Source organism: Streptomyces sp. NRRL F-5755 (assembly GCF_001279365.1).
GTDB lineage: Bacteria > Actinomycetota > Actinomycetes > Streptomycetales > Streptomycetaceae > Streptomyces > Streptomyces rimosus.
In genome coordinates, this window is record NZ_LGCW01000114.1 from 77558 (window position 1) to 103313 (window position 25756).

22 protein-coding genes are annotated in these 25756 nt (G+C 73.4%); 12 read left to right on the plus strand and 10 right to left on the minus strand.

Translation table 11 applies throughout. The annotated features are described in order from the left end of the window. Window positions 1-6 precede the first annotated feature (6 nt). The 3 genes from ADK86_RS13450 to ADK86_RS13460 are packed head-to-tail and all read left to right on the plus strand — an operon-like array spanning window position 7 to window position 2439. Window positions 7-921, plus strand: coding sequence for a glutamate ABC transporter substrate-binding protein (locus tag ADK86_RS13450; RefSeq protein WP_053696798.1), 915 nt, complete (start codon window positions 7-9; stop codon window positions 919-921). A 13-nt stretch (window positions 922-934) separates the two neighbouring features. Next, window positions 935-1579 (plus strand): amino acid ABC transporter permease, encoded by a 645-nt coding sequence (locus ADK86_RS13455; protein WP_030592643.1) that lies wholly within the window; start codon window positions 935-937, stop codon window positions 1577-1579. Continuing rightward, the gene (locus tag ADK86_RS13460) at window positions 1576-2439 is read left to right on the plus strand and encodes an amino acid ABC transporter permease (RefSeq protein WP_053696799.1); all 864 of its coding nucleotides are present in this window, start codon (window positions 1576-1578) and stop codon (window positions 2437-2439) included. Before ADK86_RS13455 ends, ADK86_RS13460 begins: the two co-directional genes overlap by 4 nt. Window positions 2440-2455: 16 nt before the next feature. On the opposite strand, the gene ADK86_RS13465 is transcribed toward ADK86_RS13460, so the two are convergent. The 3 genes from ADK86_RS13465 to ADK86_RS13475 all read right to left on the minus strand — a co-directional run bounded on the left by ADK86_RS13465 (window position 2456) and on the right by ADK86_RS13475 (window position 6052). Beyond that, a complete protein-coding gene (locus ADK86_RS13465) occupies window positions 2456-4081 on the minus strand; it encodes an alpha/beta fold hydrolase (RefSeq protein WP_053696800.1) in 1626 nt (541 codons plus the stop codon). A gap of 158 nt (window positions 4082-4239) precedes the next feature. Next, entirely contained in the window at window positions 4240-5454 is a 1215-nt protein-coding gene (locus ADK86_RS13470; protein ID WP_053696801.1) for a globin domain-containing protein, read from the minus strand. 151 nt (window positions 5455-5605) lie between these two features. Then, complete coding sequence (locus ADK86_RS13475) at window positions 5606-6052, minus strand: RrF2 family transcriptional regulator (protein WP_053696802.1); 447 nt, start codon at window positions 6050-6052, stop codon at window positions 5606-5608. 144 nt (window positions 6053-6196) lie between these two features. Between ADK86_RS13475 and ADK86_RS13480 the strand changes: the two genes are divergently transcribed. The 3 genes from ADK86_RS13480 (at window position 6197) to ADK86_RS13490 (ending at window position 11123) form a co-directional block, all read left to right on the plus strand. Then, entirely contained in the window at window positions 6197-6859 is a 663-nt protein-coding gene (locus ADK86_RS13480) for a LysE family translocator (protein WP_053696803.1), read from the plus strand. Between the two features lie 187 nt (window positions 6860-7046). After that, on the plus strand, window positions 7047-9290 hold the full coding sequence (locus tag ADK86_RS13485) for an FG-GAP repeat domain-containing protein (RefSeq protein WP_159393852.1): 2244 nt from the start codon (window positions 7047-7049) through the stop codon (window positions 9288-9290). 294 nt (window positions 9291-9584) lie between these two features. Next, window positions 9585-11123, plus strand: a complete 1539-nt coding sequence (locus ADK86_RS13490) for a carboxylesterase/lipase family protein (protein WP_053696805.1) — start codon at window positions 9585-9587, stop codon at window positions 11121-11123. A gap of 35 nt (window positions 11124-11158) precedes the next feature. On the opposite strand, the gene ADK86_RS13495 is transcribed toward ADK86_RS13490, so the two are convergent. Continuing rightward, window positions 11159-11902: a hypothetical protein gene (locus tag ADK86_RS13495; RefSeq protein ID WP_053696806.1), complete on the minus strand. Its 744-nt coding sequence runs from the start codon at window positions 11900-11902 to the stop codon at window positions 11159-11161. 249 nt (window positions 11903-12151) lie between these two features. Between ADK86_RS13495 and ggt the strand changes: the two genes are divergently transcribed. The 4 genes from ggt (at window position 12152) to ADK86_RS13515 (ending at window position 16792) form a co-directional block, all read left to right on the plus strand. After that, the gene (gene ggt / locus ADK86_RS13500) at window positions 12152-13981 is read left to right on the plus strand and encodes a gamma-glutamyltransferase (protein ID WP_053696807.1); all 1830 of its coding nucleotides are present in this window, start codon (window positions 12152-12154) and stop codon (window positions 13979-13981) included. A gap of 78 nt (window positions 13982-14059) precedes the next feature. After that, the gene (locus ADK86_RS13505) at window positions 14060-14521 is read left to right on the plus strand and encodes a MarR family winged helix-turn-helix transcriptional regulator (protein ID WP_030592678.1); all 462 of its coding nucleotides are present in this window, start codon (window positions 14060-14062) and stop codon (window positions 14519-14521) included. 67 nt (window positions 14522-14588) lie between these two features. Continuing rightward, complete coding sequence (locus tag ADK86_RS13510; protein ID WP_053696808.1) at window positions 14589-16163, plus strand: amidase; 1575 nt, start codon at window positions 14589-14591, stop codon at window positions 16161-16163. Then, entirely contained in the window at window positions 16160-16792 is a 633-nt protein-coding gene (locus ADK86_RS13515) for a TetR/AcrR family transcriptional regulator (RefSeq protein WP_053696809.1), read from the plus strand. The genes ADK86_RS13510 and ADK86_RS13515 overlap by 4 nt, the downstream gene beginning before the upstream one ends. On the opposite strand, the gene ADK86_RS13520 is transcribed toward ADK86_RS13515, so the two are convergent. The 4 genes from ADK86_RS13520 to fabG form a co-directional block, all read right to left on the minus strand. Beyond that, the gene (locus ADK86_RS13520) at window positions 16773-17324 is read right to left on the minus strand and encodes an isochorismatase family protein (protein WP_053696810.1); all 552 of its coding nucleotides are present in this window, start codon (window positions 17322-17324) and stop codon (window positions 16773-16775) included. The genes ADK86_RS13515 and ADK86_RS13520 overlap by 20 nt on opposite strands. 9 nt (window positions 17325-17333) lie before the next feature. Next, window positions 17334-18800, minus strand: coding sequence for an MFS transporter (locus tag ADK86_RS13525; RefSeq protein ID WP_053696811.1), 1467 nt, complete (start codon window positions 18798-18800; stop codon window positions 17334-17336). A gap of 83 nt (window positions 18801-18883) precedes the next feature. After that, window positions 18884-19315 (minus strand): MarR family winged helix-turn-helix transcriptional regulator, encoded by a 432-nt coding sequence (locus ADK86_RS13530; protein ID WP_053696812.1) that lies wholly within the window; start codon window positions 19313-19315, stop codon window positions 18884-18886. A 275-nt stretch (window positions 19316-19590) separates the two neighbouring features. Beyond that, a complete protein-coding gene (gene fabG / locus ADK86_RS13535) occupies window positions 19591-20295 on the minus strand; it encodes a 3-oxoacyl-ACP reductase FabG (RefSeq protein WP_053696813.1) in 705 nt (234 codons plus the stop codon). Window positions 20296-20641: 346 nt separating this feature from the next. Between fabG and ADK86_RS13540 the strand changes: the two genes are divergently transcribed. Further along, entirely contained in the window at window positions 20642-21541 is a 900-nt protein-coding gene (locus tag ADK86_RS13540; protein WP_053696814.1) for a helix-turn-helix domain-containing protein, read from the plus strand. Here the strand turns inward: ADK86_RS13540 and ADK86_RS13545 are convergent. Together ADK86_RS13545 and ADK86_RS13550 are read right to left on the minus strand one after the other, a co-directional pair. Further along, a complete protein-coding gene (locus ADK86_RS13545; RefSeq protein WP_053696815.1) occupies window positions 21457-22392 on the minus strand; it encodes an MBL fold metallo-hydrolase in 936 nt (311 codons plus the stop codon). The genes ADK86_RS13540 and ADK86_RS13545 overlap by 85 nt on opposite strands. A gap of 188 nt (window positions 22393-22580) precedes the next feature. Then, window positions 22581-24125 carry an FAD-dependent oxidoreductase gene (locus ADK86_RS13550; RefSeq protein ID WP_053696816.1) on the minus strand — a complete coding sequence of 515 codons (1545 nt, stop codon included), beginning with the start codon at window positions 24123-24125 and terminating at the stop codon, window positions 22581-22583. 372 nt (window positions 24126-24497) lie between these two features. Here ADK86_RS13550 and ADK86_RS13555 point away from each other — a divergent pair, with 372 nt between their 5' ends. Beyond that, complete coding sequence (locus ADK86_RS13555) at window positions 24498-25679, plus strand: hypothetical protein (protein WP_199834398.1); 1182 nt, start codon at window positions 24498-24500, stop codon at window positions 25677-25679. Window positions 25680-25756 lie beyond the last annotated feature (77 nt).

The window sequence follows — 25756 nt, forward strand, 5'->3', positions numbered from 1 at the left end:
GCCGCCATGCACCAGACCCGAACCGCCCTCGCGGCGCTCGTGCTGACCGCCGTCGCGCTGCTGGCCGCCGCCTGCGGCAAGTCCGGCAGCCCGCCCGTCAAAGGCCCCAAGGGCAGCCAGCTGCCCCGTTACACGATCGCCACGGGCTTCCGGTTGCCCGGCTCGGCGACCTGGGAGAAGGCCAGGAGCCGCGGCCGTCTGGTGGTCGGCGCCAAGGAGGACCAGCCGTACATGGGCGAGCGCGACCCGGCCTCTGGCACGTACACCGGCTTCGACATCGAGATCGCCAAGATGCTGTCCGCCTCACTCGGCTTCGACCCGAAGACCATCCAGTTCAAGACGATCTCCTCCGCCAACCGCGAGACCGCCTTGCAGAACGGCCAGATCGACTACTACGTCGGCACCTACACCATCAACGCCAAGCGCAAGCAGCAGGTGGGCTTCGCCGGGCCGTACTACATGGCGGGGCAGGGCCTGCTCGTGCGCAAGGACCAGAAGGGCATCGACGGGCCGCGGGACCTGGCGGGCAGGAAGGTCTGCTCGGCGGCCGGTTCCACGCCGTACCAGCGCATCCGGTCCGACTACCCGAAGGCCGACCTGGTCGCCTACGACACGTACTCGGTGTGCGTCGACAACCTGCTCACCTATCAGGTCGATGCCGTCACGACCGACGACGCGATTCTCATGGGCTACGCCGCGAAGGTGCCCGACGAGCTGAAGCTGGCCGGCAAGCCGTTCTCCCAGGAGCCGTACGGCATCGGCGTGCCGCGCGGGGACACCGCGCTGCGCTTCGCGCTGGACGACGCCCTCGCCGCGCACGAGAAGAACGGCGACTGGAAGAAGGCGTACGACGCGACGCTGGGCCTGTCCGGCGTCCCCGCTCCGAAGCCGCCCGCCATCGACCGCTACCCGGCGAGCTGAGGACGGACCGCCCATGAATGTGCTCCTGGACAACTTCTCCCGCTACGGGGAGGGCCTGCTCGGCACCGTCGAACTGACCGTCTTCGCCTCGCTGCTGGCGCTCGCCGTGGGCGTGGTGATGGCGGCGTTCCGGGTGGCGCCGGTCGGCTCGCTGCGGGTGTTCGGCACCGTGTGGGTGATGGTGCTGCGCAACACCCCGTTGACGCTGCTGTTCTTCGCGGTGCTGCTCGGCCTGCCGCGCTTCGGCGTCGTGCTGCCCTTCAAGGTCTTCGCCGTACTGGCGCTGGGCTGCTACACCTCCGCCTTCATCTGCGAGGCGGTGCGCTCCGGCATCAACACCGTTCCGGTGGGGCAGGGCGAGGCGGCCCGCAGCCTGGGCATGACCTTCTCGCAGACGCTGGGCGACGTGGTGCTGCCGCAGGCGTTCCGTACCGTCATCCCGCCCGTCGGCTCCACGCTCATCGCGCTCGCCAAGAACTCCGCGATCGCCGGCTCCTTCAGCGTCGTCGAACTCCTCGGCACCTACAAGACGCTCAACGAACTGGGCTACAGCATCGTCTGGACCTTCGTGTGGATCGCCGTCGGCTATCTGATCGTGACCCTGACCATCAGCGCGCTGTTCAACGTGCTGGAAAAGCGCTGGGGGGTTCCCCGATGACCACCACCGCCCTCTACGACGTCCCCGGGCCGCAGACCCGGCGCCGACACCGGATCTACGGGGTGGTGGCGACCGTGGTGATCCTCGCCCTCCTCGCCTGGGCCGTGTATCTGCTCATCGACACCGGCCAGTTCAGCGCGCGCAAGTGGACGCCGTTCGCGTACCAGGGCATCCAGGAGCTGCTGCTCGAAGGGCTGGGCAACACGCTCAAGGCGTTCGCGATCGCGGCGGTGCTCTCCCTCGTCCTGGGCGCGGTGCTCGCCGCCGGACGGCTCTCGGACCATGCGCCGGTCCGCTGGGTGAGCACGCTGCTGGTGGAGTTCTTCCGGGCGATGCCCGTACTGGTCATGATCTTCTTCATCTACGTGGCGCTCAAGGCCGAGCCGCTGTACGCGCTGGTCGCCGGGCTGACGCTGTACAACGGCTCGGTGCTGGCCGAGGTGTTCCGGGCCGGCGTCCACTCGGTCGACCGCGGGCAGCGGGAGGCCGCGTACGCGCTGGGCATGCGCAAGACGCAGGTCATGACGCATGTGCTGGTGCCGCAGGCGGTCCGCGCCATGCTGCCCACGATCATCAGCCAGCTGGTGGTCGCCCTGAAGGACACCTCGCTCGGCTTCCTGATCACCTACGAGGAGTTCCTGCACGCCGGCAAGCTGATCGCCTCCAACCTGGACTACGACCTGCCGTTCATCCCGGTCGTCCTGATCATCTCGCCGATCTACATCGGCATGTGCATGCTGCTGTCGTGGTGCGCGTACCGGGTCGCCAAACGGCAGCGCAAGAGCCTGAAGACGGAGGCGGTGGACGTCAACGCGCCGGAGCCGGGGACGCTGCTGCCGGGGGCGGGGCAACAGCACTGACGCCCCCGGCCACCGCTCAGTCGCGTACCGGCACCGACAGCCACGACGGGTCGTCGGCGGGCGAGGAGAACGTGAGCTTCGCGCCGGACGGGTTGTGCTCGATGTAGAGCGGGTCCACGGAGTCCACGACCACCGCCAGCCGGTGGCCCGCCGGGACGTCGTACGCCGTCGAGAACAGCTCCAGGTCCACGCCGAACGGCTTGCCCGGAGCCTTGCCGTGGAACGTGAACGGCGCGTGCGAGACCAGCTTGCCGACACCGAGCGGCCCGACGTCGTACAGGTAGGCGATGCCGGTGCCGCTCTCCGCGGTGCTGGTCACGGTGGTGTGCAGCTTCGCCGTACCGCGTACGTGCTGGGCCGAGGTGTAGCGCTCGGACTGCCACACGGCCGCGACCGAGCGCGGCAGCAGCGGGATCGAGGCCATCGGCGGCAGCTTGAGGAACTGGTCCAGGATGCTGGACAGGAAGACGATGCCGCCGTTGGCACCGGAGTCCCAGTTGGTGGCGATCCGCTGCGTACCGTTCAGCGCGATCCTGCGGTGTCCGGAGGGTACGTCCTTCCAGCTCTGGTAGCCCTCGTAGGCGCCCGTGGAGCGGGACTTCAGCTGGACCGGCGCCTCCCGGTTCACTCCGTTGTCGGCGCCCTTGAGGTAGTGGTCGAACCAGCGCTTCGTGTGGTCCCAGGTGTCGTTGGGCAGGCCGAGCAGGCCCAGGCCCTCGGCGGTGGCGTGGTCACCGGGCCGGAACTCCAGCCGCTTGGGCCCCTTGAGCTTCTCGTAGAAGTCCGCGTACTGGTTGGGCGGGAAGAGCGAGTCGCCCCAGGCGTTGCCCAGCATGATGGCCGCGCCGTTGGCGTTGATCCGGTCGAGGTAGGTGACCGGGGACCGCTTGGCGCCCCACTTGAGCATGTCGCCTTCCTTGGCCAAATTGGAGGCCAGGAAGTCCTTGAGGATGGTCTTCAACTCCGGGCTGGGGCGCCCGGTGAGCGCACCGGCACCGCCCAGCAGGGCGGCCGCCTGCTGATGCTGGGTGCGCCCGCTGTAGATCGAGTCGATCAGGTCGGCCCAGCCGCTCAGTGCCGCGACCGCCTTGATCCGCTTGTCGAAGGCCGAGGCCAGCAGACTGATCCCGGCCCCGTACGACACCCCGCCCATGCCCACCTTGCCGGGGTCGGCCGGGGTATGGGCGAGCGCCCAGTCGATGACCTTGGAGGCGTCGGCGATGTCCGGGGGACCGGCCGTCTCGATCTGCCCGCCGGACTGCCAGAAGCCGCGGGAGTTGTAGCCGACCACCACGTACCCGGCGTCGGCGAGCTTCTTGGCCTGCACGACGTACTCGATCTGCGGCATGCCCCAGCTGGTGGGCAGCACGATCAGCGGGTAGCGGCGGCCGGGCGCGGCGTCGCCCGGCGTGAAGACATTGGCCTTCAGGGTGATGCCGCCGTCGCCCTGGATGTCGACGAACTTCACGTCGGGGAACCGCGCCGCGAGGTCCCGTGGTGCCGTGGCGCCGCTCCGCGCGCCGGCCGTGGGCGGGGGCGCCGCGGAGTTCGCGGCGGGGGCGCCCGCGAGGGTGGAGGTGGCGAGCACGGCCGCGGAGACGGTGCCGACGGCGGTGCGCAGCGTGGGGCGTGAGGGCGACATCTACTGCTCCAGGTGCTTCAGGAGGGGGGCTGAAGTGACTGGAGAGTAAGGTGCCGCTCTTACCGGAGGTAACCCGTCGGTAGGTTACGGATGGGTAACGTGGAGATGTCCGGGTGCGGGGCGGTGCGCCCGGCCGGCGGGCCGGGCGCATGCCGTGCTCACAGGCCCAGGTCCGGGCCGAACACCTCGTAGTGGATGTCCGCCGCCGGTACGCCCGCCTCCAGGAGCTGGGCGCGGGCGGCCTTCATGAACGGCACCGGGCCGCAGAGGTAGGCGATGGTGCCGGCCGGGATCTCCACCCGGCTCAGGTCGATCAGGCCCTCGTGGAAGGTGATCGCCTCGCCGGCGCCCTCGCCGGCCCCGCCGTCCTCCGGCTGCTCGTACCAGACCTCCGCCGTGGCGTTGTCCAGCTTCTCCGTCAGCTGCCGCAGTTCGGCACGGAAGGCGTGGGTGTACGGGGAGCGGTCGGCGTGCACGGAGACGACGCGCCGGGCGGAGCCGTCGGCGGCGAGCCGGGACAGCATGCCGATCATGGGTGTGCAGCCGATGCCCGCCGAGGCGAACAGCAGCGGGCGGTCGCCCTCGTCCAGCACCACGTCGCCGAACGGCGCGCTCACGCGCAGGACCTCGCCGCCCTGCACGTGGTCGTGCAGGTAGTTGGAGACCTCGCCCGCGGGCGAGCCCGCCGCGTCGCCGGTGACCCGCTTCACGGAGAACTGCAGACCGGCGTCCGGCCGGCCCGACAGGCTGTACTGCCGGATCTGGCGGGCGCCGTCGGGCAGCTCGACCTGTACGGAGACGTACTGGCCGGGCCGGGACGCCGGGAGCGGGCCCCCGTCCACCGGCTGTACGACAAAGGTGGCCACGTCGTCGGTCTCCTGGAGCCGGCCGGTCACGCGGTACTCGCGCCACACGTCGCCGCCGGGCGTCCCCGCCGCCGCGTACAGCCGCTCCTCCAGCGCGATGAGGGCGTTCGCCATCAGCCAGTACACCTCGTCCCAGGCCGCCGCCACCTCTTCGGTGACCGCGTCGCCGAGCACCTCGGCGATGGCCGCGAACAGGTGCTCGCGCACGATCGGGTACTGGTCGGCGCGCACGCCGAGCGAGGCGTGCTTGTGCGCGATGCGCTCCAGCATCGCGTCGGGGCGCTCGTCCGGGTGCTCCACGAGGTACGTCGCGAAGGTGGCGATGGAGCCCGCGAGCGCCTGGCGCTGGCTGCCGTTGGCCTGGTTGCCGCGGTTGAACAGGTCGCGCAGCAGCTCGGGGTGGGCGGCGAACATCTTGTCGTAGAAGAGCGGGGTGATCTCGCCGATGGCCGACCCGACGGCGGGGAGGGTGGCGCGGACGGTCTCGGCGGACGTGGTCGACAGCATCGGATGCTCCGGTTCGTGTTCTTGAGATGTGCTGATCTTGAGTTGTGCCGGCACGGTGGCCGGGCGGTGCGACGCCGCGGTGAAAACTGGCATCTTAGATTCGTATTTCACTGCGAGCGTACGAGCGGGGGTGGCGGCGCAATAGGGCCGTTCAGCCCTCCGGCCGGGGCGACAGGCTCAGCAGCAGCGGGCCGGTCGGGGTATCCACCAGGTCCTCGATGGACAGCGGGTCGAGCGCGGCGAAGAACGCCTCCTGCGCGGCGCGCAGCGCGCCGCGCAGCCGGCAGGCCGCGCGCAGGGGACAGGGCGGATCGTCCTCGCAGCCCACCACGTCGCCGACCCCCTCCAGCTCGCGGACCAGGCGCCCGAGGGAGCCGGTGCGGCCCGCGGCGGTCAGCGACAGCCCGCCGTTGCGGCCCCGCCGGGCCTCCACGACGCCGAGGTGCTGCAGTCTGCTCACCACCTTGGCGGCGTGGGTGTACGGCACCTGGACCGCACCGGCCACCTCCCGGGTGGTCGGCGCGTCCTCCCGGTCGCCGAGGACCGCCAGCCGCATGGCGATGCGGAGCGCGATGTCGGTGCTCTTCGTCAGGCGCACACGCACACCGTACTGAATTGGAGTATGTGATGCCAATTTGGATGGGGCGGGCGGGGGCGGGCGTACCGGACAAGGCGGACGGGTTCGGACGGTCAGGGGGAACCGCCCGCGCGGCTCCGTGTGCCACGGGGTACGCGTCGACTCATGGTGACCGGCGTCGAATGGGCCGCGTTCTTCCCGGCGGCCGTCCTCCTGGCCGCCACACCCGGGGCCAACCAACTACTGGCACTCCGCAACGGCCTGCGGCACGGTCCACGGGCGGCCGTCGGCGCCTCACTGGGCCGGTTCGGCGCGTTCGCGCTGATGGTGGCGGCGGTGGTGGCCGGACTGGGAGCGCTGCTGACCGCGTCCGAAGCGGCGTTCAGCGTCGTCAAATGGGGTGGCGTGGCGTATCTGGCCTGGCTGGGCGTACGGACGGTGGCCACGGCGGGCCGGCCGGCGGGTGAGGAGGGGCCGGGAAGCCGGAACGGCGACGCGGGCCCGCCGGGCCGCCAACTCTCCGTATCCGCAATCCGCTTGGCCCGCCAGGAGTTCATCGTGGCCGCGGCCAATCCGAAAGCCCTGATCCTCTTCACCGTCTTCCTCCCGCAATTCCTCTCCCGCGACGCCGCACACGTCGTCCTCCCGCTGTGCGCCCTGGGAGCGGCCTACATCGCCGTGGAATTCTGCTGCGCCTGCGGCTACGCCGCCCTGGGCGGACGGCTGAAGGCCCTCGGCATCACCCGGCGGGTGCGACGGCGGCTGGACGCGGCGACGGGGGCCGGGATGCTGGGGCTGGCGGGGTGGTTGGCGACGGAGGAGCGGTGAAGGCGGGGCGCACTGGCCAAAGTTGCCTCGGATCTCCGCTGTGACCAGCGGAGATGTGATCTGGTTAAATCCGCTGTTGCTAGGGTTTGCCCGATCACCAGCGGGGGGCACACGGTTTCCGTCGGTTCGGGGGAAACAGTGTCCCCTGGGCGCTCTCCGGCTGGTCAGTGTGTTGCCAGGAGGGCACATGACTTTTTCCCCGATATCGAGACGGTCCGGACGGCTGCTGAGCACGGCGGTGGCGGTCGGCCTGGCGGTCACCGCGGGCCCGCTCGCCGTCCCCGCCTCCGCGGCCGCTCCGGCGGCCCCCGCGGCCTTCGCCGCCCCCGCCGCCCCGGTGGGCAAGCTCGCGCCGGGCTCCCGGATCGTGAGCGCGGGCACCACCGGGTACCTCTCCGCGGACCCGCAGGGCAAGGTGGTGTGGACGCGTTACGCGGACGGCAGCACCACGCAACTGGCCCAGGACAAGGCCGATTACGGGTTCGGGACGGAGCACGGCACGGCGTCCGACGTCGTCGCGCTCGGCGACGACCCGGTCATGGGCGCCTCCAAGAAGATCACCCTGCGCGACATGGCCACGGGGAAGTCCACGTTCATCGACCTCACCACGTACGGCTACCACTACATGGGCACCGTGGGCTCCTCGGTGTTCGCGTACAAGCGGGTCGGCAAGGACGAGAAGGACGAGGAGGTGCACCTGCTCGCCGCCGAGGGCGAGAAGGTGACCGACCGGGTGGTCACCGGCTTGCCCGGTCACTCGAACGACTTCCACCTGGAAGCGGGAGGCTCCGGTAAGGCCGTGGTCCGCTGCGGGCGGGGATACGGTGAGTTCTTCGACTACGTCGTGGTCGACCTGGCCACGGCCAAGGTTGTCACCGGCCGGAGCCTGGCGAGCGGTTACACCGCCGGTGCCGCCGTGTCCGCCAAGCACCTCGCGGTGAGCGGCTCGGTGCTCGACCCCCGCGCCGAACTGGAAACGGTGGAGCTGGCCGGTGACGGCGACGGCAAGCGGTGGAGCACCGCGCTCAAGGGCATGGTGATCCCGGACGTCGGTCTGGTCGGCGACTGGGCGGTCTACGGGGAGAAGCAGAAGACCACCGAGTACTCCCGGGACCCCTCCGTACGCGCCATGCCGGTCGGCGGCGGCACCGACCGCAAGGTGCTCGACCATTTCGAAAGCCTCACTCCCACGCCGGACGGCGCCCTGCTGATGACGGGCGGCACCGCGGAACAGGGCGAGGGCCTGTACCGGATCTCCGCGGGGGCCGACGGCGCGCCGGTCGCGCAGCTGGTCGCGAGCACCGGTGAGCCGACGAAGGTCACGCTCACCGACGCGCAGGTACCGGCGGTGGCCGACCTGTCCAAGGGCCACTGGAAGCCGCGCTGGCAGCTGTCCCGCCGCAACGTCGAGGTCACCATCACCCTGCGGCACCAGGCGTCCGGCGCCGAGCACGAGTTCACCGTGCGCCCCGGCGACGCGGGCCCGGGCCACAGCGGCCCCGGCTGGGTCGACTTCGACTGGGACGGCGTGTTCGGCGACTGGTCGGACAAGCCGGCCGCGCCCAACGGCGACTACACCTGGAAGTTCAGCGCCAAGCCGCTCAACAACCTGGGGCCGGTCCTGGAGAAGAGCGGCACGTTCAAGGTGACGCGCAGGCCCGCCCCGCACGACTACACCGACAACGGCACGCCGGACCTGCTGCTCCGCGGATCGAGCACGCTCTCGGTCATGGACACCTTCCGTGACGACGGGAAGCTCAAGGGCACGCAGAGCAAGGAGGTCGGCACCGGCTGGGGCGACTACAACCAGGTCACCGCCGTCGGCGATGTGGCCGGCGCGTCGGCCGGCGACATCGTGGTGCGGGACAAGGACGGGGTGCTGTGGCTGTACCTGGGCAAGGGTGACGGCACCTTCAGCGACCGCGCGAAGATCGGCGCGGGCTGGGAGATGTACGACCGGATCACGGGCGGCGGGGACATCGACGGCGACGGCCGCGGCGACCTGCTGGCCCGCGACTCCGCCGGTGTGCTCTGGTTCTACAAGGGCACGGGTGACTGGCGGGCGCCGTTCGCGCCGCGGGTCAAGGCCGGTACCGGCTGGAACATGTACAACGAGATCACCTCGGTCGGCGATGTGGCCGGCGGCCCCGGCGGCGACCTGGTGGCCCGCGATCCGGACGGTGTCCTGTGGCTGTACCTGGGGTACGGCAACGGTACGTTCGCGGACCGGGTGAAGATCGGCGCGGGCTGGGACGCCTACCCCCAGATGGTCGGCATCGGTGACGCGAACGCCGACGGCAGGGCCGACCTCTTCGTCACCACGAAGGACCGTACGACGTACGTCTACCACGGCACCGGTGACTGGCGGGCGCCGTTCGCCCCGCGTGAGACCACCGGCATCGAGCTGTGGAGCTGGGACACGCTGTCCTGAAAACCGGGGGTGGGCCCGGCGCGGACCGGTTCCACCCCCCGGTCTCCGGCCCGGACGGCCTACTTCCTCCGCCGCTCCCGCCACTCGCTCATCACGCGCTCCACCATCACGCGCTCCCTGGGGCGTGGGGTCGGCCGGTCGCCCGGGCCCCGGCACGCCGGAGCCGTTGGTAGCAGGACCACCACTCGGGGGTGACGGCGGGGCTTTGTGGTGGGGAGGCGTTCGGATACGGCGGGCCGTCGCGTAGAACGGGTGCTGCTGCACGGGGGCCGGACCGGACGAAGGGGCTGAACGATGGCCGCAGGACGCGCGTGGTGGCGGACCGTGGAGACCGAGCGGGGGCGGGTGTGCGGCGAACCGGCGCCGGTGGGGGAGGGGGGCGTGGACGCGCCGCCGGTGGCCGCCTTCCGCGGCATCCCGTACGCGGCCTCGCCGGTCGGAGCGCTGCGTTTCGCGCCGCCGCGCCCGCACGAGGGCTGGTCCGGTGTCCGTGACGCGGCGCGTCCGGGGCCTGCCGTACCGCAGGGGCCGTCCCGCCTGGAGTGCGTCATGGGGCGCCGGGCCGTCGACTGGCGCGAGGACGGCTGTCTGACGCTGAATGTCTGGAGCCCGGCCGGGGCGGCCGGTGCGGGGCGGCCCGTGCTGGTGTGGTTCCACGGCGGCGGCTTCTCCAGCGGCTCCGGCGGCTGGGACTGGTACGACGGGGCCCGGCTCGCCGCACTCGGCGACGTGGTCGTGGTCACCGCCAACTACCGCCTGGGGCCGCTCGGTTACCTGTATCTGCCGGAGTCCGGTGTGGGCAACCTCGGCCTGCGGGACCAGGCCGCGGTGCTGCGCTGGGTGCGCGACAACATCGCGGCGTTCGGGGGCGATCCCGCTTGTATCACCGTCGGCGGGCAGTCGGCGGGCGCGTATGCGGCCCTGGCCCTCGCGGTCGCGCCGGAGACCCGCGGGCTGGTGCGCCGGGTCATCGCGCAGAGCGGGCCGTGGGGGCTGCCGCCCCAGGAACCGGACGCGGCGGCCGGGAGCGCGACCGCCTTCCTGGACCTGCTCGGGCTGCCGGGGAAGGCGGTGGGCGGCGCCCGGGAGGCGGAGGTGCTGCGGGAGCTGCGTGCGCTGCCGGCGGAACGGCTGCTCGCCGCGTACGCCCGGCTGTCGGCGGACCGCGCGCGGCCGGGCCGGGTCGCGCCGCCCATGTACCCGGTGCTCGGCGGCGCGCTGCTGCCCACGGCGCCCCGGCAGGCCGTGGCCGAGGGCGCCTTGGGCGACGCCGGGCTGCTGATCGGTACGGTACGGGACGAGATGACCGCGTTCGTCGCCTTCGACGAGCGGGCCCGCGCGTTCACCCGGGACGACGTCCTGCGGATCATGCGCGAGGACGCCCGCGACACTTTCCGCGACGGCGACCGCGACGCGGCGGCCTGCGCCTACGACGACCTGGCGCGCCTGCGCCCGGACGCCTCGCCCGCCGGACTCCTCACCGAGGCGGCCACCGGCTGGCTGTTCCGGGACGGCGTGACCCGGATCGCCGAGCAGCGCGCCGCGCAGGGCACCCCCGCGTACGTCTACCGCTTCGACCGGGCACCGGACGGCGACGACGGCACGCTGGGCGCCACCCACTGCGCGGAGCTGCCCTTCCTCTTCGGGACGTTCGACGCCTACCCCGACAGCCCGATGCTCGGCCGGCCCGGCACGGACGCCCGCCGCCTGGCACGGGCCTTCGGCGGCGCGTTCGCGGCCTTCGCCGCCACCGGCACGCCGAACGGGCCCGGGCTCGCGGACTGGCGGCCGTACTGCGGCGGACCGGCGCCCGAGGTCATGTACTTCGGCTGAGAAGGCTGTGGCTGAACCTGGCCACCGCGCGGGGCCTACACGCCCGCGCGGTGGCCCTTCGGCTCCGGCGGCGCCAGCGCGGCCTTGGTCACGTCTGCGACCAGCTCCACCACGTCCGGCCCGTACGCCTGTGAGTTGACGACCTTCAGCAGCAGGCAGAACTGCCCGTCGACGCCGTACTTGCGGGCCAGCCGCGCCCGGTTGCGCACCAGGTGCCGCACCGCGGCGCGGTGGGTGACCGGGCGCTGGCCGGCCGCGAGGAACACCGGTCGGCCGCTCTCGACGGCGGTGAGCCGGGCCAGCAGGACGTGTTCCGTCGCGCCGGGCTCCAGCCGGTACGTCGAGCCGCCGACCGCGAACGTCCCGCGTCCGATGCCGTGTTCGTCCCCGGGGTGCACGGCGACCCCCGGCAGCAGGTTGGCCATGTGGGCCGCCAGGCGCCGGTGCGCGGTCGGGTCGCCGACGCAGAACTCCGTACGGGCGCCGAAGCCCTGCAGCCCGGTGTCGTGCGGCGCCACCTCCGCGTGCGCCCCGCAGTTCTCCACCACCGAGGCCAGCCCGAGCAGCGCCAGCGCGTCGTGCCGCGGGATGCTCCAGTGGGCCGAGGTGCTGTCCCGGTGGGTGACCAGCACGCATTCCGACCCGTCGGGCAGCCCGAAGAAGTTCTGCTCGCGGGTCAGCTTGCGGCGCACCACGGCGGCCTGCGCGGCCCAGCCGCCCGCCGTGCCCACGACGAGGGCGGCCACCGCCACGATCAGGAGGAGCAGGGAGTCGTTCATGGCGGGGGAGCGTAGCGGCTGTCCGGGAGTGTGTTCGAACGCGGGGCGGGCGGCTGGGTGGCCTTGCCCGCATCCGTACGGGCATGGGAGCGGAACCCCCTATGCGGTGTCGTGCGCCCCTTGTGCACCGCGTGCCTCACGCCCCTGCGCGCCCCTTTCGCGCCCCGCCCTCGCGCCCCCTGTCGCCCCCGTGATCTCGCAGGTAGGCTCCGGCCCCTGCCGCCCGCTCAGGCCAGGAGGGAACGCCGTATGACACCGGTCCGCCGACTTTCCGTACTGGGGGTGGTGGCCGCCCTCGCCGGTTCGCTGACCACCGTCCCGGCCGCCGCCCAGTCCCCGGCCGCCGCCCCGCCGTCCCCGTCCCGGGCGCCCGCGAAGACCCCGCCCAAGGCGCCGGTCGCGGTCGGCTACGGCGGCGCGGTCTCCAGCGTGGACGCCGACGCCTCGGCCGCCGGCATCGAGGTGCTGCGCAAGGGCGGCAACGCCGTGGACGCGGCCGTCGCCACCGCGGCGGCCCTCGGCGTCACCGAGCCCTACTCGGCCGGCGTCGGGGGCGGCGGCTACTTCGTCTCGTACGACGCCAAGTCCCGCACCGTCCGCACCCTCGACGGGCGCGAGACCGCGCCGCGCAGCGCCACCAGCGGTCTGTTCCTGGAGAACGGCAAGCCGGTCCCGTTCGACGAGGCGGTCACCAGCGGGCTGTCCGTCGGCACCCCGGGCACGCCCGCGACCTGGGACACCGCGCTTAACCGGTGGGGCACCCGCTCGCTGCGCGACGTCCTGAAGCCCGCGGAGAAGCTGGCCCGCGACGGCTTCACGGTCGATGCGACCTTCCGTTCGCAGACCGCCGCCAACGAAGCCCGCTTCCGCGACTTCCCCGCCACCGCCCGCCTGTTCCTGCCCGGCGGGAAGCTCCCGGCCGTCGGCTCCACCTTCAAGAACCCCGATCTCGCCCGGACGTACAAGGAGTTGCGCGACAAGGGCGCCGACGCCATGTACCACGGTCGGCTCGGCACGGACGTCGTACGCACCGTACGGAAGCCGCCGGTGCGGCCCGGCGCCGGGCGCAAGGTGCGGGCCGGTGACCTGACGGCCCGTGACCTGCGTTCGTACGAGGTGCGCTCCCAGGCGCCGACCCGGTCCCGCTACCGGGGGCTGGACGTGTACGGCATGGCGCCGTCCTCGTCCGGCGGCACCAGCATCGCCGAGGCGCTGAACATCCTGGAGCACAGCGACCTGTCGAAGCTGAGCGAGAAGGACTACCTGCACCGTTACATCGAGGCGAGCCGTATCGCCTTCGCCGACCGGGGGCGCTGGGTGGGCGACCCGGAGTTCGAGGACGTGCCGACCCGGGGCCTGACCTCGCAGCGGTTCGCCGACTCCCGGGCCTGCCTGATCAAGGACGACGCGGTGCTCACCAGCCCGCTGGCGCCCGGCGACCCGCGCCACCCGAAGCCCTGCGAGGCCGGTGGCCGGGCCACACCGACCACGTACGAGGGCGAGAACACCACCCACCTGACCGTCGCCGACAAATGGGGCAACGTCGTCGCCTACACCCTCACCATCGAGCAGACCGGCGGCAGCGGCATCGTCGTGCCGGGCCGCGGCTTCCTGCTCAACAACGAGCTGACGGACTTCTCCTTCGCCCCGGCGAACCCGGCCGTGCACGACCCGAACCTGCCGGGCCCCGGCAAGCGCCCGCGCTCCTCGATGTCCCCGACGATCGTGCTGCGGGACGGCCGGCCCGTGGTGGCGCTGGGCTCGCCCGGCGGCGCGACGATCATCACGACCGTGCTGCAGAGTCTGCTGAACCACCTGGACCGCGGAATGCCGCTGGTCGACGCCATCGCGGCGCCCCGCGCCAGCCAGCGCAACGCGGCCGCCACCGAGCTGGAACCCGGCCTGTGGGACAGCCCGGTCCGGGCGCAACTGGAGGCGATCGGGCACCGGTTCACCCGCAACCCGGAGATCGGCGCCGCGACCGGCGTCCAGCGTCTGCCCGGCGGACGCTGGCTGGCGGCGGCCGAGAAGGTGCGGCGCGGCGGCGGGTCGGCGATGGTCGTACGGCCGCAGGACTGACCGCGGCGCGGCCTCCCGCCGGGCGGGCCGGGGCGGAACACAAGGGGCGAAGGTAAAAAATTCGATAGGTTTTTCCGTGTGCACGACGAACCGAACCCCGCCCCGGCCCGCGACCTGGACGTGGACGCCTTCGCCACCGCGATCGAGACCTTCAGCCGCTTCTACGCCCGGCTCCCCGTCCCGGAGAAGCTCTCGTCCACGGCGCTGTCGGTGCTCGACACCCTCACCTGCCACGACGGCCCGCTGCGGCTGACCGACCTGACCAGGTCCGAACAGGTCAGCCAGCCCGGCATCACCCAGCTCGTCGCCCGGCTGGAGCGCGACGGGCTGGTGGCGCGCCGCCCCGATCCGAGTGACGGGCGCGCCGTCCTCGTCCGTATCACCGAGGCCGGACGGCGCGCCGGACGCACCCGCCACGAGGCCCGCACCCGCCACCTGACGCCCCTGGTGGACCGCCTGTCCGGCGCGCAGCGCCGGGCGCTCGCCGACGCGCTGCCGGCCCTGACCCGCCTCGCGGAACTCGGACGCGAGCACCGTTGAAGCCGCCGCCCGGCCCGGTTACCGTCGAAGTCGTTCGTTCGAACGAACAGTCCGGCAAGGGGGTTTCATGGGCCTGCGGGACAACGGCAGCAGGAACGGCGACAACGGTGCCGCCCACCGGAGCGGCGCCGGCGGGGAGTACGAAGGACTGGCCGAGCAGGCGGCGGCGCTGGCGGCCGGCCGGGTCGCGTCGGTGGAGCTGGTACGGCGCTCGCTGGAGCGCATCGACGCCACCCAGGACACGGTCAACGCGTTCCGGCGGGTCCGCGCCGGTGCCGCGCTCGCCGAGGCCGCCGCGGCCGACCGGCGCCTGGCGGCGGGGGAGCGGCTGCCGCTGCTCGGCGTGCCGGTCGCCGTCAAGGACGACACCGATGTGGCGGGCGAGCCCACCGCTTTTGGCTGCGCGGGCGAGTTCCCGCCCAAGGCGGCGGACTCCGAGGCCGTACGGCGGCTGCGCGCGGCCGGCGCGGTCATCGTCGGCAAGACCAACTCCTGCGAACTGGGGCAGTGGCCGTTCACCGAGGGCCCCGCGTTCGGCGACACCCGCAATCCCTGGAATCCGGGCCACACACCGGGCGGTTCGTCGGGCGGCTCGGCCGCGGCGGTCGCCGCCGGACTCGTGCCGGCCGCCCTCGGCACGGACGGCGCGGGCTCGGTCCGCATCCCCGCCGCCTGGACCCACCTCGTCGGCATCAAGCCGCAGCGCGGCCGCATCTCGACCTGGCCCGACCCGGAATCCTTCCAGGGCATCACGGTGCTCGGCCCGCTGGCCCGTACGGTCCGGGACGCGGCGCTGCTGCTCGACGCCGCCGCCGGGAGCCACGACGGCGACCTGCACCGGCCCCGCCCCGTCGCGGCCCGCGCGGCGGCGGACCGCGACCCGGGGCGGCTGCGCATCGCGCTCTCCTGGAAGCCGGCCTTCACCGGTACGCCCAAACCGCTCCACCCTGAGGTACGGTCCGCCGTCACCGCGCTCGCCCGTACGCTCGCGGCCCTCGGCCACCAGGTCGAGGAGGCCGAGCCGGACTACGGGCTGATCGGGCTCGCGTTCGTGCCGCGGGCGACGACGGGCGTACGGGAATGGGTGGCGCGGGCGCCCGACCGCACGCTGCTGGACCGCCGTACCCGCGAAGCGGCCCGGCTGGGACGCCTGCTGGGCGGCCCCGTGCTGCGCCGGGCGCGGGCGGCGGAGCGGCGCCAGCACCGGCGGGTGGGCGCGCTGTTCGGCCCGTACGACCTCATGCTCACGCCGACCACGGCCGCGCCGCCGCCGCGCATCGGCACGCTCGCGAAGATGAGCGGCTGGCAGACCGACCGGGCGATGATCGCCGCGTGCCCGTACGCCTGGCCGTGGAACGTCCTCGGCTGGCCCGGCATCAGTGTGCCCGCCGGATTCACCGCGGGCGGCCTCCCCTTGGGCGCCCAGCTGCTCGGCCCGTCCCACTCGGAACCGCTGCTGATCTCGCTGGCGGCGCAGTTGGAGGCGGAGCTGCGGTGGTACGAGCAGTGGCCCGAGGCGGGGCTGGTGGGCGAACGGCCGGAGGTGGCCGAGCGACCTCGGGTGGTGGGCGCGGGGCGGGCGCAGCCGCGCCCCCTCAGGGCCGACGGCCTCGGCGGCTCGGCGGACGCCGTGGGCCTATGACGGCGGCGGAGACCGGGGCCGCTCAGCCCGGCGACACCCGGCGCTGCATCATCGGCGCCGTGCTGCGCATCATCGGGCGGGACGGTGTCGCCGCCGTCACCAACCGGCGCATCGCGAAGGAGGCCGGTGTGTCGCTGGGCTCGGTGACGTACCACTTCGCGACGCAGCACGACCTGCTGCGGGAGAGCCTGCTGCGGTTCGTCGACGAGGAGACCCGGCGGTTCACGGCGCTGGCCGACGACACCCGTCTCGACCGGATCGGCCTGGCGGAGGCCGCGGCGCTGGTCGGACAGGTCGCGGGCGGCACCGAGTTCGACAGCGAGCACATCGCGCCGTTCGAACTGTACGTCCAGGCCGGTCGCGACGAGCGGCTGCGGACCGCGGCGGCCGAGTGCTTCGCCGCGTACGACCGGCTGGCGGCCCGCATCCTGACGGCGCTGGGCGTCGCGGACGCCGAGCGGCTGGCCGGCACCGTGGTGGCCCTGGTGGCAGGGCAGCAGCTGCGGCGCCTGGCCACCGGCTCGTCCGCGGCAGACCTGGTCGACGCGCTGCTGCTCCTGGCCAAGGGCGCGGCCCCGACGGCCGCCGCGCCGCCGCCTCCCGGTCCGGTCAGCCCAGCAGGCCGATGACCTCCTCCGCCGAGCCGGTCTCGCCCAGCCGCGGGAAGATCTTCTCCAGGCTTCGGCGGTGCGCCTCCTCGTCCATGTCGGTCACCGCGTCCGTGGCGACGGTGACGTGGTAACCGTGCTCGTGGGCGGCGCGCGCCGTGGACTCCACGCCGATGCTCGTCGCGATGCCCGCCAGGACGATCTGCGTGACGCCCCGGCGGCGCAGCTCCGCGTCGAGGCCGGTGCCGTGGAAGGCGCCCCAGGTCTGCTTGGTGACGGCGATGTCGGTGGGCTGCCGGTCGAGTTCCGGCACCAGCTCGGCCCAGTCGGCCGGCGGCGTGCCCCCGGGCCGCCCGGCCTCCGTACGGCCCGGCGCGCCGCCCGTGACGTTGACGAGCACCACGGGCAGGTCCCGCGCCCGGAAGGCCGCGGCGAGCCGCGCGGAACGCTCGACGATCTCGGCGGCGGGGTGGGCGGTCGGCAGCGCGGTGATGCCCTTCTGAAGGTCGATCAGGACGAGGGCGGTGGTGGGATCGAGTGCGGTGACGGGCATGGGGTGCTCCTAGGGAAGGGGGGACGAGTCTCCGGTGCGGTGGGTGGTGGCTGCGGGGTTCGGGGACGTACGAGTACGGGACGGTGTGGCCGTACGGGCCGGTGACGACGGGACGGTCCGGGGCCGCAATGTGCGGTCCGCGGCGGTCAGTACGAGCAGCAGTCCGCCGAGGACGAGGCCGACGACGGCGATCTCGTGCAGCCCCGTGTCCGTGGCCCGCTGCCCGTACAGAAGCCCGATCAGGCTCGAAGCGGTGATCGCGCCGAAGTACTGCGCGGTGCGCTGGAACCCGGCCGCCGCGCCGATGCCGTCGGCCGGTGCCTGCGCATAGACCGCGGCCTGGTTGCCCGTGGAGGCGAGGCCCTGGGGGATGCCGAAGAGGGCTCCGGCCAGCAGCAGGAGAGCCGGCGGCGTACCGCCGCCCAGCAGCAGGCAGACGCCGCTGCCCACGGCGAGGCACGCCGCGGCGGCCGTGAGCGGGGCCCGGATGCCTTTCGTGCGGGCACCGGCGAGGGAGCAGACGGCGGCAGCCCCGGACATGGGCAGCATGATGAGCCCGGCATGGAAGGCGCTGTAGCCGTGCCCTTCCTCCAGCCACTGGCTGTAGCCGTACAGCACGCAGTAGATGACGAGGTACGTCAGCCCGTGCCGGAGGTAGGTCAGCAGCAGCGCGCCGTTGCGGGCGAGCATCCGCAGGTCCAGGAAGGGTTCGGGGTGGCGCAGCTGCCACCACGTCAGGACGGCGGCGAGCGCGGCGGCCGGTGCCAGCAGTGGCCAGCGGGGGTGCGCGAGGTCCAGCAGGAAGAACATTGCGACGGTGAGCGTGGCCGCGAACAGCGCGATGCCGAGCGGGTCGAGGGAGCCTGGGCGGTCCGCATCGCGGGCTGACGTACGGGCCGTCTCGCGGTCCGCCGTACGGTCCGCGGCGGCACGCCCGTCCGCGGGCAGCCAGGCCAGTGCGCAGGCGAGGGCGACGAGGGCGAGGGGGACGTTCACCGCGAAGACTGCGCGCCAGCCGGCGGTCGCCGCCAGCAGCCCGCCGAGCGCCGGGCCCACGGCGGCGCTGCCCAGGGCGGCGAGGGACAGCCGCCCCAGGACGGCGCGCGGCGTGCCGCGGCCCACCCGTTCCGCCTCGGTACGCAGCATCGCCATCGCGGCCGGGTACGCCGCCGAGGTGCCGACGCCCAGGACGACGCGGGAGACGATCAGCAGCGTGAAGGTGGGCGCGAGTGCGCCGAGCAGACCGGCGCCGAGCACCGTCACCAGCCCCGCGACGAAGACCCGGCGCGGACCGAGCCGGTCGGCCAGCCGGCCCATGGAAGGCTGGGCGACCGCGCTGGCCAGGTACATCGCGGAGATGAGCCAGGCGGTGTCGGCGGCGCCGACGCGAAAGTCCCGGGCGATGGCCACCAGCGCGGTGGCGATCATCGTCGAGTTGACCGGGTTGAGCACCGAGCCGAGCAGCAGCGGCGTCATCAGCCGCGCCCCGAACCCCCGCTCACCGCCTCCGGGCGCCGCCCCGGGGGCGCTTCGCGCTTCCGCCGCCGCTCCCCGGGCCCTCATTCCTGTATCAGCCGCTTCAGCAGTTCGGTGGCTTCGGCCAGCGTGTGCTGTTCGGCCGGGGCGAGGCGTTCGGCGATGGCGACGGCGAGCCAGTTCTGCTTGGCCTGCCGGGCCTCGGCGAGCACCCGCCGCCCCTCCTCGGTGAAGGAGAAGACGACCTGCCGGCCGTCGGTCGGGTGCGGGCTCCGCCGCAGGATGCCCTGCTCCTCCAGGGCCCCGACCGTCATCCGCATCGACTGCGGCCGTACGTATTCCGCGCGGGCCAGTGCCGCGATGGTGGTGGGCCCCTCGGCGTCGATACGGGCGAGTGCCGCGCGCTGCGAGGCGGTGAGGCCGCCGGCGTGCGAGACGGCGCGCAGCTGTCGCACGAGGAGGCTCACGGTGGCGCCCAGGTCGGTCGCCAGGCGTTCCTGATCCTTGTCGGGCATGGCCGCACCGTAGGACAACGACAGGAGAACTTGCAAGTTAGACTGTCGATTATTCGCACACCGTATGCGTCCTCGTGGCCGCCCCCATAAAGCGCCGAAGCCTGTGAGGCGCCATGATGCGGCGCCTCACAGGCTTCTTCTCCCTGGGTGGGCGAGCGCCTGACCCCCGTCCAAGCGCTCACCCAGCCGCCCCGTACGGGGGTGGGTGTCTTCGCCCACGCCCCCGGGAGTGAGGGCGTGGGAAGTGTGGGGTGGTGCGGACCGTGCGGGCGGGGTCAGTGGCCCATGCCCGCGCCGCCGTCGACCGGGATGACGGCGCCGGTGATGTACGACGCTTCCTCGCCGGCGAGGAAGCGCACCGCCGCGGCGATGTCCTCGGGGCGGGCGGCCTTGCGCAGCGGGATCTCCTCCAGCATGGCGTCCAGGCGTTCCTGCGGGAGCGCCGCGGTCATGTCGGTCTCGGTGAGGCCGGGGGTGATCACGTTGGCGGTGATGCCGCGCGAGCCCAGTTCGCGGGCGATGGAGCGGGCGAGACCGACCAGTCCGGCCTTGGCCGCCGCGTAGTTCGCCTGGCCCGCCTCGCCGCGCAGGCCGACGGTGGAGCCGATGAAGATCATGCGGCCCTTGCGGGCCCGCAGCATGCCGCGGGTGGCGCGCTTGGCCACCCGGTAGGCGGCGGTGAGGTTGGTGCCCACCACGTCGCCGAAGTCGTCCTCGGACATGCGCATCAGCAGCGCGTCGCGGGTGATGCCCGCGTTGGCCACCAGGACCTCGACCGGGCCGTGCGCCTCCTCGATCTGCCGGAACGCCGCCTCGACCTGCTCCGGGTCGGTGATGTCGCACCGTACGCCCAGGACGCCGGCGGGCGGCTCGCCCGAGCGGTAGGTGACGGCGACCTTGTCGCCGTCGGCGGCCATGGCCTGCGCAATCGCCAGTCCGATGCCTCGGTTGCCACCGGTGATGAAGACGCTGCGGCTCATGGGTCCCTCTCGATTGCTGCGGGTGTGCCCGGCTCGGCCGGTGGCACGGCGGCGGGGCGTCGGCGGGGGCGCCGTGCGGCCCTGCCGCGGTCAGTCACTCTGGCACAGACCGATCGGGCGTTCTCGTTCGCCGCCGGTCACCCACGGTGACCGGTACTGGGAGTTCCGGTAGGCGGGGTGCCGCTCCGGCCCGGGAAATGCGGAGGATGCGGGCTTTGGGGTGATTCGCGGGGCGGCGGGTGGTCCGCGGTGGGTCCGAGGGCTCGTTCGGTGCGTAGCGAAGTGGCGATAAAGTCGGCCGTAACTTTTCGATCCTTTTACCGAACCGGAAGGAGTTTTGTGTCGAATGTCCCGTAAGCAGCGCCTCGGCGACTTCCTGCGCGACTGGCGCGGCCCGCGGGACCCCAACCAGGTGCCGGGTTTCACCGCGAAATTCGGCCACCGGGACCGGCTCGGTATCACCCAGGCCGAGATGGCGGTGCTCACCGGCGTCACCGAGGGCTGGTACCGCAGGCTGGAGTCCGGCCGGATCGAGCGGCCGAAGACCGAGTGGCTGGAGCGCATCGTGCGCATCCTCGACCTCGACGAGGCACAGCGGCACACCCTCTTCGTGTACGCGCGGGGCCAGGTGCCGCCGCCGCTCTACCGCCCCACCGGCGCGGTCGACCCGTCGACGTCCGCGCTCATCCAGGTGCAGCCCTGGCCCGCGTACCTGTCCGACTCGGCGTGGGACGTGCTCCTGTACAACGCGGCCTGCGAGAAGGACTGGCCGTGGATGAAGCACGGCATCAACGTCATGATCTGGGCGCTGACGTACCCGGAGGCCCGCCTCCAGCTGATCAACTGGGAGGAGGACTGGGCCAAGCCGATGGCGTCCCAGCTGCGCCTGGCCGCCGCCGAACAGCCGGAGAACCGCAGGCTGACGGAGGTCGTCGCGGAGATCAAGGAGCGCGACCGGGTCGCCGCCCGGCTGCTCACCGACGATCTGACGACGGTCACCCACCCGGACGGCGACCGGCGCTGGCTGTACCTGCCCGGCCACGGCGACGAGGAGTTCGAGGTCACCTTCCGCTGCTTCGCGCCGCTCAGCGACCGTACGCAGCGGCTCATGCTGGTGGTGCCGTCCGACTACCCGGTGGCCACGGACCCCGCCGCGTCCGGCTACCCGGCGGCCGCCAGCCGGGCCATGCCCTCGACCAGCTCGAACGTGGTGGACGGTACGTCCGGCACGCCCGCCTCCTGGTAGGCCGCCGCGACCGCGGTGAACAGCCGCTCCGGATGTGCCAGGCCGCCCGCGTGCGCGGCCTTGACCAGGCGGGCCGCCTCGTCCAGCGCCCTGCCCTCGCGGGCGTACGCGGTGGCCGTCTCGAAGATCCGGGACAGCTCGTCGCGGAAGTGCGTCAGCCCCGCCCGGTCGGTCAGCTCCCCGTGGCCCGGTACGAAGGTCGTGGCGCCGGTGGCCAGCAGGGTGTCGCAGGCCGTGACGCACGAGGAGAGCGAGCCCGACCAGACGATCATGTGGCCGCCGCGGAACAGGGCGTCGCCGGTGAACACCACGCCGTCCTCGGGCACGTGCAGCGCGACATCGCCCGCGCTGTGCCCGGCGCCGAGGTCCAGCAGGCGCACCGCCGTACGGCCGACGGTCAGCTCCAGGCTGCCGGTGAAGGTCCGGGTCGGTCCGGTGAGGGTGATGCCGCCGAAGTCGAAACCGCCGAAGTGCTCGACGGCGTAGGCCGCGACCGCGGTGGCCGGCTCGCCGCGGCTCAGGGCCGACAGCGTTTGCGGCGACATCTCCTGGCACCGGTGTGCGGCGGACGCCTCGGACGTGATGATCTCCGCGCCACCGACCAGCTCGTTGCCCCACGTGTGGTCGCCGTTCTGGTGGCTGTTGACCACGGTGGTGATCGTCGCGTCCGGTACGGCGCCGGCGACTGCGGCCAGCAGCTCCCGGGTGGCTTCCAGGGTGAACTGAGTGTCCATCAGGAGCGCTTCGCCGTCGGACGCGACCAGACCGCAGTTGCTGTAACCCCAGGCGGTGCTGTCGTGCGTCCACGCCCAGGTGGCCGGGGAGAGCGGGACGAGGCGGGGCGTGGTCAAGGAAGAGGTCCCTTCTCTCGGGCGGCGCCGCTGCCGCCGGATGGCACGGCGTACGGACCCGGCGGTGAACCCCCCACGGGAACGGTCGCCCGGTTCCGCAAGAAGCCAATGTAATCACCAACGGTCTGGACCACTCACACCGGACCACCCCACATCGGGCCGAATGGCCCGGGCCGGGCCCGGAGCCGCTACTCCACCTCCCGCCGCTCCAGCGGCTCCGTGGCCGGGCCCTGGAGCACCGAGCCGTCCGGCGCGAAGCGGGAGCCGTGGCACGGGCACTCCCACGCCTTCTCCGTCGCGTTGAACGCGACCAGGCAGCCCAGGTGGGTGCAGCGCGCCGACACCGCCAGGGTGGTCCCGTCCTCGTCCCGGTGGACCGCGCAGCGCCTGCCGCGCACCCGGACGATCGCGCCGAAGCCGGGCGCGATCTCCGCCACCGAGTCGGCGTGCGCCGTCCGCAGCCGGTCGCCGACGAAATGCCGGCCGACCTCGGCCTGGTGCTTGAGGAAGGCGGGCGCCTCGCGGACGGCGCTCCACAGCCGGCGGGGGTCGTACAGGCCCGCCCACGGCGGCGGGTCCCCGGCGATCAGGCCGGTCAGCAGGCGCCCGGCGGCCACGCCGCCGCTCAGGCCCCAGCCGCCGAACCCGGTGGCGACATAGGTGTGGCGGGCCGCCGGGTGGAACGGCCCGATCAGCGGAACGGTGTCGGTGGCGTCGTTGTCCTGGGTCGCCCAGCGGTACGCCACCTCCGTGCCGGGGAAGTGCCGGTGCATCCAGGCGGTCAGCCGCGCGAACTTCTCGCCGGCGTCCGCCGTGCCCGGCTTGAAGGTCTCGCCCGTGACGATCAGCAGCCGGCGCCCGTCGCCGTACGGTGCGGTGCGCACCGACCGCTTGCCCTCCTCCTCCGTGATGAACATCCCGCCGGGGTCACGGTCCGCGTCCACGGGGGCGGCCACCACGACCTCCCGGCGCGGCGACAGCCGGGTGAACAGCAGGGCGCGGTCGAAGACCGGATAGTGGGTGGCGACCACGACGTCCCGCGAGGTGACGGTGGCGCCCGACTCGGTCGTCACGCGGCAGGGCGAGCCCTCGTGCAGGCCGGTCGCGCGGGTACGCTCGTGGATGACGCCGCCGCGGGAGCGGAAATCCTCCGCCAGCGCGAGCAGATACGTACGCGGGTGGAACTGGGCCTGGTCCTCCACCCGCACCGCGCCGGCCACGGGGAACGGCAGCCCGGTTTCGGTCACGAAGGAAGCCGGCAGCCCGGCCTCGCGCGCCGCCTCCGCCTCCGCGCGCAGCTGCCCGGCGCCCGCCGGGTCCCGTACGTAGGTGAACGCCGGACCGCGTTCGAGGTCGCAGTCGACGCCCAGCAGGTCCGCGATCCCGACGACGCGCTCGACGGCGGCCTGCTGGGACTCGGCGTACCGGCGGGCTCCCTCGGCGCCGCGGGTACGGCGCAGCCGGTCGTAGACCAGGGTGTGCAGGGACGAGAGCTTGGCGGTCGTGCAGCCGGTGACCCCGGCGGCGATCCGGTCCGCCTCCAGCACGACGACCCGGCGCCCGGTCCTGGCCAGTTCCCAGGCCGTGCTCAGCCCGGCGATCCCGCCGCCGATCACCGTCACATCGGCCTCGGCGTCCTCGGCGAGCGGCGGATAGGACGTGCCGGGCGTCGTCGCCATCCAGTACGACTCGTACGACTCGCCGGGGCCGGACGCTCCATCGTTGTCGGTCATGCGACACCGGGTGCCCCGCACGGCCGTCCCGAAGCCCGTCCGCGCCCCGGCTCCCCCGGACGGTCCTGCGGCCGGGGCGGGGCTCCACCGGCCGATGACCGGCTCCAGGCCCGTCCCGTCGCCGCGCGGCGTCAGGACGTGCGTCGTCCGGCGCGACGTCCCGGCGTGACCGAAGTGTCTCGGCCATGTCCGCAGAACAGGGCCCACCCCTGGCAACGGCGGGCGACCGCTGCTCCGCCCGCCCCGGAGGCCCCGGCGAACCGCGCGTAGACCGGTGCAATCGAGGCCGAAACCCGGCTGGTGCCGCATGCGGGTCGGGCGTGAGGTGGGAACGGGCGGGCGCACGGGGAGCGGGGGAGGGGAGAGGGGAACGTGACAACGAACCAACTCGAAGCGCCGGTGGCGGAGTTCGCGCGGTTCCTGCGCGGGCTGACGCGGCTGCTCGACGAGACGGCCGGGTGGTACGCCGTCTTCACGCTCCGCGACCCCGAGGGCATGCGGGCCTGTCTGGACGGTACGGAGGTGCCGCCCTGGGACGTGGTGGAGTCGCTGCTGCACGACCTCGCCGGTCGGCGCGGCGAGTACGCCGTGCGCACCGAAGGACCGCGGGCGCGCCGGCTCCACGAGGAGGCGGTCGCGGCGTACGACGCCCGGCCGGGCGCCGCCGCGCACCTCGGGGACCGGCTGGACATGATGCTGCGCGAGCGGCAGTACGCGGCGCTGCGCGAACGGGAGCTACGGGCCGGCCTGCGGGCGGCGGCGGGCGGCCCCGACGCGGCACGGCTGGCGGACGAACTGGCCTGGGCCCGCGACGACCACGTACGGTCCGGCGCCCGGGCGCGCGAACTTCAGGGGCGCCTCGACGCACTGGCGAGCGCGGCGGTGAGCAGCCGCTTCCCGGGCGGCGGCACCGGCCCCGTCGCGGCGGCACCCCGCAGCGTCCGTTCCGCCGGTCCGTACGAGCGCGAGCCGGACGCCGGCAGCGCTCCCCGCACCTCCGGAACGCCCGTCACCCCCGCCCCTCCACCTCCACCCCCTCCCGCCCCCACCAACGCCACCCGCCTGGCCCGGCTCCGCGCCACCGGGCGCGGCGGCGAGGCGCACGCCCTGCTGTGCGCCGCCGCCCACGCGCATCCTTCCGACCTGCCGCGCCTCATAGACGAGTTGGAGAGTGCGGGCTTGGCGGCCGAAGTGCCGACGCTGCTCTGGGAGGTGGCCTGTCTGCCGCCGCCCCGGCTCGCCGCTGCCGCCGACGCGCTGACCGCCGCAGGCCGTACCGCCGAGAGCGTGCGGCTGCTGCGCCAAAGCGTCGCCCGGCCCGTCGGGGAAGTGGCGCACACGGCGCTGGCGCTGCTCGGCGCGGGCCGCCCGGCCGAGGCCCGCGAATTGTTCGCGGCGCTCGTCCGGGCCCGTACGCCCGAGGAGGCGGTGGAGGCGACCGCGAGCGCGCCGGGCGAGCTGGTCCCCCTGCTCCTGGAAGCCGCCGCCGACGTCTCGCCGTACCGCCACCGCGACATCTCGCACGCCCTGCGCGCGGGCGGCGCGAGCTTCTGACCGTGCGCCGGGCGCACGCCCCTGCGGCCGCCTCCGGTACCGCCCACCGCCGTACGGGAGATGGTCTTGCCTCGCCG

Bases quoted from the DNA above. Each gene is read 5' to 3' on its own strand.
- ADK86_RS13530 (WP_053696812.1), bottom strand. From the start codon at position 19,315: ATGCCCGACAAGGATCAGGAACGCCTGGCGACCGACCTGGGCGCCACC.
- ADK86_RS13550 (WP_053696816.1), bottom strand. From the start codon at position 24,125: ATGACCGACAACGATGGAGCGTCCGGCCCCGGCGAGTCGTACGAGTCG.
- ADK86_RS13490 (WP_053696805.1), top strand. From the start codon at position 9,585: ATGGCCGCAGGACGCGCGTGGTGGCGGACCGTGGAGACCGAGCGGGGG.
- ADK86_RS13520 (WP_053696810.1), bottom strand. From the start codon at position 17,324: ATGCCCGTCACCGCACTCGATCCCACCACCGCCCTCGTCCTGATCGAC.
- ADK86_RS13510 (WP_053696808.1), top strand. From the start codon at position 14,589: ATGGGCCTGCGGGACAACGGCAGCAGGAACGGCGACAACGGTGCCGCC.
- ADK86_RS13470 (WP_053696801.1), bottom strand. From the start codon at position 5,454: ATGCTGTCGACCACGTCCGCCGAGACCGTCCGCGCCACCCTCCCCGCC.
- ggt (WP_053696807.1), top strand. From the start codon at position 12,152: ATGACACCGGTCCGCCGACTTTCCGTACTGGGGGTGGTGGCCGCCCTC.
- fabG (WP_053696813.1), bottom strand. From the start codon at position 20,295: ATGAGCCGCAGCGTCTTCATCACCGGTGGCAACCGAGGCATCGGACTG.
- ADK86_RS13455 (WP_030592643.1), top strand. From the start codon at position 935: ATGAATGTGCTCCTGGACAACTTCTCCCGCTACGGGGAGGGCCTGCTC.
- ADK86_RS13515 (WP_053696809.1), top strand. From the start codon at position 16,160: ATGACGGCGGCGGAGACCGGGGCCGCTCAGCCCGGCGACACCCGGCGC.
- ADK86_RS13495 (WP_053696806.1), bottom strand. From the start codon at position 11,902: ATGAACGACTCCCTGCTCCTCCTGATCGTGGCGGTGGCCGCCCTCGTC.
- ADK86_RS13450 (WP_053696798.1), top strand. From the start codon at position 7: ATGCACCAGACCCGAACCGCCCTCGCGGCGCTCGTGCTGACCGCCGTC.
- ADK86_RS13460 (WP_053696799.1), top strand. From the start codon at position 1,576: ATGACCACCACCGCCCTCTACGACGTCCCCGGGCCGCAGACCCGGCGC.
- ADK86_RS13465 (WP_053696800.1), bottom strand. From the start codon at position 4,081: ATGTCGCCCTCACGCCCCACGCTGCGCACCGCCGTCGGCACCGTCTCC.
- ADK86_RS13480 (WP_053696803.1), top strand. From the start codon at position 6,197: ATGGTGACCGGCGTCGAATGGGCCGCGTTCTTCCCGGCGGCCGTCCTC.
- ADK86_RS13485 (WP_159393852.1), top strand. From the start codon at position 7,047: ATGACTTTTTCCCCGATATCGAGACGGTCCGGACGGCTGCTGAGCACG.
- ADK86_RS13540 (WP_053696814.1), top strand. From the start codon at position 20,642: ATGTCCCGTAAGCAGCGCCTCGGCGACTTCCTGCGCGACTGGCGCGGC.
- ADK86_RS13525 (WP_053696811.1), bottom strand. From the start codon at position 18,800: ATGACGCCGCTGCTGCTCGGCTCGGTGCTCAACCCGGTCAACTCGACG.